Source organism: Photobacterium sp. (genome assembly GCF_057456235.1).
On the sequence record NZ_JBVCPH010000002.1, the window covers coordinates 405,724 to 412,835 of the forward strand.

General features: G+C 47.4%; 7 protein-coding genes. 6 read left to right on the forward strand and 1 reads right to left on the reverse strand.

Translation table 11 applies throughout. The features are described from left to right. Positions 1-35: 35 nt before the first annotated feature. Genes AC2204_RS04455 through AC2204_RS04475 form a run of 5 tightly spaced genes read left to right on the forward strand, consistent with a single transcriptional unit; the run spans position 36 to position 5,277 of the window. Positions 36-806, forward strand: a complete 771-nt coding sequence (locus AC2204_RS04455) for an outer membrane lipoprotein-sorting protein (RefSeq protein WP_318924277.1) — start codon at positions 36-38, stop codon at positions 804-806. Then, positions 806-2,035, forward strand: a complete 1,230-nt coding sequence (locus AC2204_RS04460) for an ABC transporter permease (protein WP_318924278.1) — start codon at positions 806-808, stop codon at positions 2,033-2,035. The genes AC2204_RS04455 and AC2204_RS04460 overlap by 1 nt, the downstream gene beginning before the upstream one ends. Continuing rightward, positions 2,032-3,267: an ABC transporter permease gene (locus AC2204_RS04465; protein ID WP_318924279.1), complete on the forward strand. Its 1,236-nt coding sequence runs from the start codon at positions 2,032-2,034 to the stop codon at positions 3,265-3,267. The genes AC2204_RS04460 and AC2204_RS04465 overlap by 4 nt, the downstream gene beginning before the upstream one ends. 13 nt (positions 3,268-3,280) lie before the next feature. Further along, on the forward strand, positions 3,281-4,000 hold the full coding sequence (locus tag AC2204_RS04470; RefSeq protein WP_318924280.1) for an ABC transporter ATP-binding protein: 720 nt from the start codon (positions 3,281-3,283) through the stop codon (positions 3,998-4,000). Continuing rightward, entirely contained in the window at positions 3,997-5,277 is a 1,281-nt protein-coding gene (locus tag AC2204_RS04475) for a hypothetical protein (protein ID WP_318924281.1), read from the forward strand. The genes AC2204_RS04470 and AC2204_RS04475 overlap by 4 nt, the downstream gene beginning before the upstream one ends. A 24-nt stretch (positions 5,278-5,301) precedes the next feature. Here the strand turns inward: AC2204_RS04475 and AC2204_RS04480 are convergent, their stop codons facing one another. After that, positions 5,302-6,390, reverse strand: coding sequence for an endonuclease/exonuclease/phosphatase family protein (locus tag AC2204_RS04480; protein WP_318924282.1), 1,089 nt, complete (start codon positions 6,388-6,390; stop codon positions 5,302-5,304). Between the two features lie 404 nt (positions 6,391-6,794). Between AC2204_RS04480 and AC2204_RS04485 the strand changes: the two genes are divergently transcribed. Beyond that, positions 6,795-7,112 (forward strand): Hcp family type VI secretion system effector (locus AC2204_RS04485; RefSeq protein ID WP_318923164.1); only part of this gene is annotated, 318 nt, incomplete at its 3' end.

The following is a 7,112-nucleotide window of genomic DNA, read 5'->3' on the forward strand; positions in this document are numbered from 1 at the left end:
GATGGCCTCGGGTTTAAGGTGAAGCGATGTTCAGGATGAGTTTACTATTTATTGTTTTTACCTTATTTCCCCTACACACCTTTGCCAGTGAGGCCATTAGCAAAGAAACAATATCGACAAACATCACGGCGAAAGAGATCATTCGACAGGCGATGAACCACTGGCGGGGTGTCAGCTCGTATTCGAAAATGAGCATGACCATTCACCGACCGGACTGGCAACGTGTTATGACGATGGAGGCCTGGACTCAGGGCGATAAACATTCTTTGGTTCGGGTCATTGAACCAAAAAAAGATGCCGGCAATGCGACGTTGCTCAAAGATAATAATATGTGGACCTTCTCGCCCAAGATCAATCGGGTGATCAAAATCCCTTCATCAATGATGAATCAAAGCTGGATGGGGAGTGACTTCTCCAACAAGGATATCAGTAAATCAACCGAGATCCTTGAGCAATATGAGCACCAGTTAAAGCAAGTATTTAAACAGGATGGTTATACCGTCTACGTGATCATCGCCATTCCCAATGAAGATGCCGCTGTCGTCTGGGGCAAAGAGATCCTCTATGTGCGAGACGACTTTGTACTGCTTGAGGAGCAGTTCTGGGATCAGGACGGAAAACTGATTAAGACCATGAAAGCGATGGAGGTAGCTGAACTCGGCGGAAGAATGCTGGCAACGCGATTGCGGATGAACAATCTTGAAAAACCTGATGAATGGACTGAAATGGCGACAAAGCATGCAGAGTTTGATGTCGCGTTAAATGCTCACGTATTTACCCTCTCTAACCTGCGTAATCCAAGATAATGAATATTGAACTACGCCTCGCGTGGCGGAACTTATGGCGACACAAAAGGCGAACCTGGATAACCGTTTCGGCGATGGTGTTTTCCAATGTTTTGCTGGTTTTTATGCTGTCTCTGCAGGTAGGAACGTATCAAATGATGATAGAGAACTCTTTAAGCCTGTTCAGTGGTCATCTGCAGATCCAGCACCGCCAATACCTCGATACGCCAAAGTTAAGATACGATATTGAAAACCCGCAGCAACTAGCCAAACAACTGCGCACCCAGCTAGGTACTGATGCCGTTGCCAGTCGAGCGGCTACTTTCTCGTTAGTGTCGAGTGGCGAGCGATCTTTCGGTGTGCAGGTGATCGGTGTTGAGCCAGAATTCGATATCCATACGTCTACTCTGGCGGGTCTCATCAGCCGTGGCCGTTATTTTTCCGGCAGCAACAGCGAAGAATTGATTCTGGGCAGTACGTTAGCACGTAACCTCAAAGTGGGTATGGGGGATGAAATTACCATACTGGGCTCCGGACGCGACGGCTCATTCGCGGCAGGGATCGTCACCGTTGTCGGGATCTTCCATACCGCAATGGAAGAGTTAGATCGCAGCGTGGTGCAAGTGCCACTTGGCTATTTTCAGTCGCTGTACAGCAGCGCGGGGCGCGCAAACTATATTGTTATCAACACGCCTGACGCGCTGGCACTTAGCCTCTGGAAGGATCAGATTCAAAACCTGCTGGCCGACAAGACGCAACTGTTAGTGCGTGAATGGGATGAAATACAGCCTGGGATCCGTCAGGCAATACTGGCTGATATTTCCGGCGCGGTCTTTATGTATGGCGTGTTAATTCTGCTGGTCGCTTTTTCTGTGATGAACACGCAATTAATGTCGGTACTTGAGCGCACCAGGGAATTCGGTACGGTAATGGCGTTAGGGCTGCGCCCTGGCAAACTGACTCGCCTTATTCTTATTGAAACTTCCTTGATGGCGCTATTAGGGTTGCTCATAGGTGTTGCCCTCGGCATGGCACTGACACTCTATTTTCAATATGCGGGACTTTCCTATCCTGGCATGGAGGAGATGTCGGCAAAATTCAATTTGCCTGATCGCATGTACCCCAACTTAAATTTCATTTCGGTTCTTGCCGGTCCGGTTCTGGTGATGGTGGGATCAATCCTGGCCGCGATTTATCCGGCATTGAGGATCCGTCGTATGGATCCGATTGAGGCGATGAGATCGGTATGATGATGTTCTCTGCACACGTTGCGTTTACTCTGGCCTGGCGCAATCTCTGGCGTAACTACCGTCGGACTCTGATCATGCTGGTTGCCATCTGTTTGGGGGTGTGGGCCATGATTTTTATGACTGCGCTGTCTCGGGGGATGGTGGACGGTATGGTTCGAGATGGTATTCGCAATCTACCGGGGCATGTGCAGGTTCACCACCCTGATTATCTTGATGATCCCAGTGTTGTTAATAGTTTTGCCGAGCCCGGTGCCCGTTTTTTCGAGGCACTGCAAGCTCCCGAAGTGACGGGATGGGCGATGCGGGTAAAGGTGCCTGCCGTCATTTCCAGCGAACGAGATACCCGTGGTATCACCTTGCTGGGTGTGGATGCGAACGCTGAATTGCAGATAAGCTTTGATGTTCAGGATATGGTCGCGGGCGAATTTCTTCATGAAGGAAATAGTCGAGGTGTCATTATCGGGGCCAGGCTGGTTGAAAAGCTCGAAACCAGACTGGGCAAGCGCATTGTTATCATGACTCAGGATCCGGATAACAATATTGTCGACAGAGGCTTTGTTATTTCAGGCGTATACCGATCCGACATTCCCGGTTATGAAGAGCTCTATGTTTATGCCGACAGACGGTTGGTACAGCAGATGTTGGCGATTGAACAGCAGATCTCTGAAATCGCCATCACAGGCACTGATTATCGGGATAATACCCGTCTTAAAGAGGCTATTAGTGCATCAGCACCCGCGAATTTGCAAGTTCAGACATGGAAAGAACGAGACAAGTACCTGGCGACCATGGTGGATGTGATGGATGGTTTCATTCTGGTGTGGATTATTGTTATTTTTCTGGCGCTTTCGTTTGGCCTAATCAACACCCTGATCATGGCGGTATTTGAACGCGTGCGGGAAATTGGACTGATGCGGGCCTTGGGTATGCGGGGTTCAAGTGTGTTGCTGATTATCTTACTGGAGTCTTTGCTATTGTTGTTGCTGGGGTTGGCGGTAGGTAATGCCATCGCGCTGGTAAGTATATTTTTGATTAAAGATGGCATTGATGTATCAGCGGTAGCGGAAGGGATGGCGATGTTTGGCGCTGGCACGGTACTGTATCCGGCATTGACGTTATCGGACTTGGCACTGGCAAATGTTGTGGTGATTATTCTGGGATTACTAACCTGCTTATATCCGGCCTGGCGGGCGTCTCGCTATGATCCTATTGTCGCTTTGAATAAGCATTAATCAGGAAAAACGAATGAGCGAAATTACCTGTAGCAATGTCAGTAAAACCTTTATTCAGGGGAATGCGAAAATAAAAGGCTTGGATAACGTTAGCCTGACCATAGATAAAGGTGAGTTTGTCTGTCTCTCCGGCCCGTCCGGCTCCGGTAAAACAACGCTACTCAATACATTGGGTGGCTTGCTGTCGCCCGATAAGGGAGAAATCTTTATAGGTAATGAAAAGCTGACTAGCTTGGATAAAGATGCCTTAGCGGATATGCGATTACAGCGGATTGGTTTTGTCTTTCAATCTTACAATTTGATCCCGGTATTATCGGCACGGGAGAATGTTGAATTTGTCATGCAAGTGCAGGGCATCGCGGCGAAGGAGCGACAACAAAAGGCCAACGCTATGCTCAAAGAAGTCGGGCTTGAAGGGATGGAGAATCGTCGCCCGGCGGAACTTTCTGGCGGACAGCAGCAACGAGTGGCGGTCGCTCGTGCCATTGTCAGTAATCCGGCGTTAATTCTGGCCGATGAACCGACGGCGAATCTGGATTCTCATACCGCAGAAAATTTAATGAGGTTGCTAGAAGCACTGAACCGCAAGCATCAAATTACCCTGGTGCTTGCCACGCATGATCCGCGTATCATGAGCTATGCTCGCAGGCAGATAAAAATGGAAGACGGCAAAATCATTGCCGATTACCCGATCAGTATCGCTCCCGATGTAACAATGGCCGAGCAATCATGAAATTGGAAATATTGAGTTACGCTGTCACCTTTTTGGTGGTGGTGTGTTCAGTTGCTTCTGCACAGGATCTGAATGTTGATTGGCATGGACATATCAAAGGTCTGCTGAATGTTCAAACTTACCCTGGTGACAGTTTGATAAACCAATTGGGTTATAACGAGACACTGGATATTAATAGTGATACTCGTCTTGGCTTAGACAGCAGTATGGGAGCCTGGAAACTGAATGTGGATTATCAGTTCGTTACGCTGGCAGGTGAGCGCTATGAGCTTGCCCAGCGTTTACCCGCTAACCCGTTGTTACCTGCCAGAGAAATCAATGATGACCATCGTTTATTCGACCTCACCCATGTCATTACAACACACGATCGCCATGCTCTCGTTCAGCGACTAGACCGACTTAGCCTGAGTGTCCATTTTGATAACCTGGTACTCAAAGCAGGCCGGCAAGCCATCAGCTGGGGCAACGGACTTATTTATGCCCCGATGGATTTTTTCAATCCGTTTTCCCCCGCCTCGATAGATAAAGAATATAAATCAGGGGATGATCTCTTTTATGGCCAATACCTGACAGAGAGAGGTGATGATGTGCAATTTGTCTGGGTTGGCAGAAGGGATGTACAGGGTAATGTGTCATCGAAAGTTGATTCTTTAGCTGTTAAATATCATAGCTTTGGTGAAGAATCTGAATGGGATTTCCTGCTGGGTGAGCACTTTGAAGATGATGTGGCCGGGCTGGGCTTTGTTTCCAACATAGGTAGCGCTGTCTGGCGCAGCGATGCAACACTCACCCGAACAGCAGATAAAAATGTCTGGAGCTTTGTCAGCAACTGGTCTTATTCCTGGGTATGGGCAGATAAGAACATCAGCGCCATTGCGGAATATTACTATAATGGCTTTGGTCAGGCCGGAGGCAATTATTCAGCCGCCGCGCTGGCAAATAACCCTGCATTATTAAGCCGGATTGCACGCGGCGAACTCTACACGTTAGGTAGGCATTACCTGGCCTCTTCGCTGACTATTGAGATGTCACCGCTCTGGTTGCTGACCCCAAGTACCTTTATTAACCTCTCTGATAGCTCCGCGCTATTTCAGGTTATTAGCCAACATGATATCGAACAGGATTTGCAGCTGCTGGTTGCTGTTAATTTACCCGTGGGGGCTAAAGGCACCGAGTTTGGCGGTATTGAGGTCAGCTGCAATCTTGCTGCCGACAGCCAGACCTGTAACCTTGCCACTGATCTGAGTTTACAAGCCCAGATTGCCTGGTATTTTTAGTTAATTGACACGATTGGCAGGATATTAACCACGAAGTGAAAGTTTAACCATCACAATACCGTGATCAGTACTCTCGCTGTCTCGATCATAAATAGGATTAATCAAGTGGCGATCATAGCAATGATAATCGCTGACTTCGAACAGGCTGGCATGGTGCTCTGCATCAAACTCACACGAGAGTAGAATGTAATCCAGCACTGAACCTTTAGCATAGTAATAGTAGCTCGCGGGACGGCCAGTCTCTGTTTGGGAAGAGTTGGTTGCTTGAAAATAATCAGTTGCTTGGAAATAGTCTGTTGCCCGGTAAAGATCCCATGCATCCTTCAGACGATATTTGGCTAACAATAACTCGCTTTCGGCATCAGATTTCTTTCGCAAAGAGCGGGTTAATAAGTGGGACAATACACCGCTATCCAGACTGTCATTAAAGTCACCCATCAATATCATTGGGTATCCGGTACGCTCGCGGCGCTCGATCATATTGGTAAAAAGTAGTGCGGCCTCGCTGCCGCGCTGCATCGCGGATCCCCAGTTGCCGGCTATTTCCGTTTTCAGCGCCTGAGCGATGAGGGTCGATTTAGCAGAGTTATCATTTACACTGTCTTGCTCCAGCATCGGACGTTTTGATTTGAAGTGCACGACGTAGCAATCACACCGGCCTATATAAGGAAGCTTAATGGTTGCACGCAGCGGCTGGCGGCTGAACGCAAAACCTTCTTTCAGGCCCATCGCAACAGCAAGGTCGGTGTCGGGAATGACGGCTGATAATTCAGAAATAGGGTAGCGGGAAGCGATGGCCACTACTGGGCTTTGATAAATATAATCGTTAATAACTTCTGCTTCATCAATCACAGCAAAATGCGCATATCCCTGCTCATGAACTAACTGCTGCAGTGATTCGGGGCTGAATACTTCCTGAAAGCCAATCACATCAGGCTGGTGCTCTGCCAGATAGAGACTGATCCAGCCCTGTTTCTTCTGCCATTGCTCCTGGCTGTAGATCCGGTCAAATTCATAAAAAGCCGAGGGTGGCTCAAGATAATTAAATAAATTAAAAGTTGCGACCTTAATGGTGCAGGCTGGATTTGAGCTGGGCGTATTATCTTGTGGCAAATCAGAAGTCTCGGTAGCAGTATGAAACTAAGGGGGTATTATACTGATTGGTATTATAACTGAATTGGGTGTTTTCATTTGAGAAATTAACTTAAGCCTCACGTTTTTTTGAAGGCAAGACCTGATCCTATTGTTCGCTATTTTTCGTCCCGTTACGAGACATGCTGATGCCGGTATTCGTATAACTGACTTTCTAGCATGAAATCCCCCCAATACTGATTGATAATCAATAATACATTATTGATTATCAGGTTGGGATTCATCATTTTCAATGATCAGAAAAACAAATGAACATAAACACATGAAAAGTAAGAGTTAATTTGGTGGCATGTCTTTTGCTCTATATCAATCACCTTATTTTGAGGTGAAATTAATCCCACTTATAGAGCAAAAGGATATTAAGAATGCCAACTCCTGCATATATGCGCATTGAAGGCGAAAAACAAGGGCTGATCACGGCGGGTACATTTACAGAAGATTCAGTTGGAAATATTTTCCAGGAAGGCCATGAAGATGAAGTGCTGGTCGAAGCATTTGAGCATCAGGTTGTTTTACCTCGCGATCCGCAATCAGGCCAGCCTACCGGTCAGCGCGTGCACAAGCCAGTGAAAATCACCAAAGTGTTTGATAAGTGTTCGCCACTTATCTATAACGCACTGACTTCCGGCGAACGTCTGCCTAAAGTTGAAATTAAATGGTACCGCACATCAGCAACAGGCAGC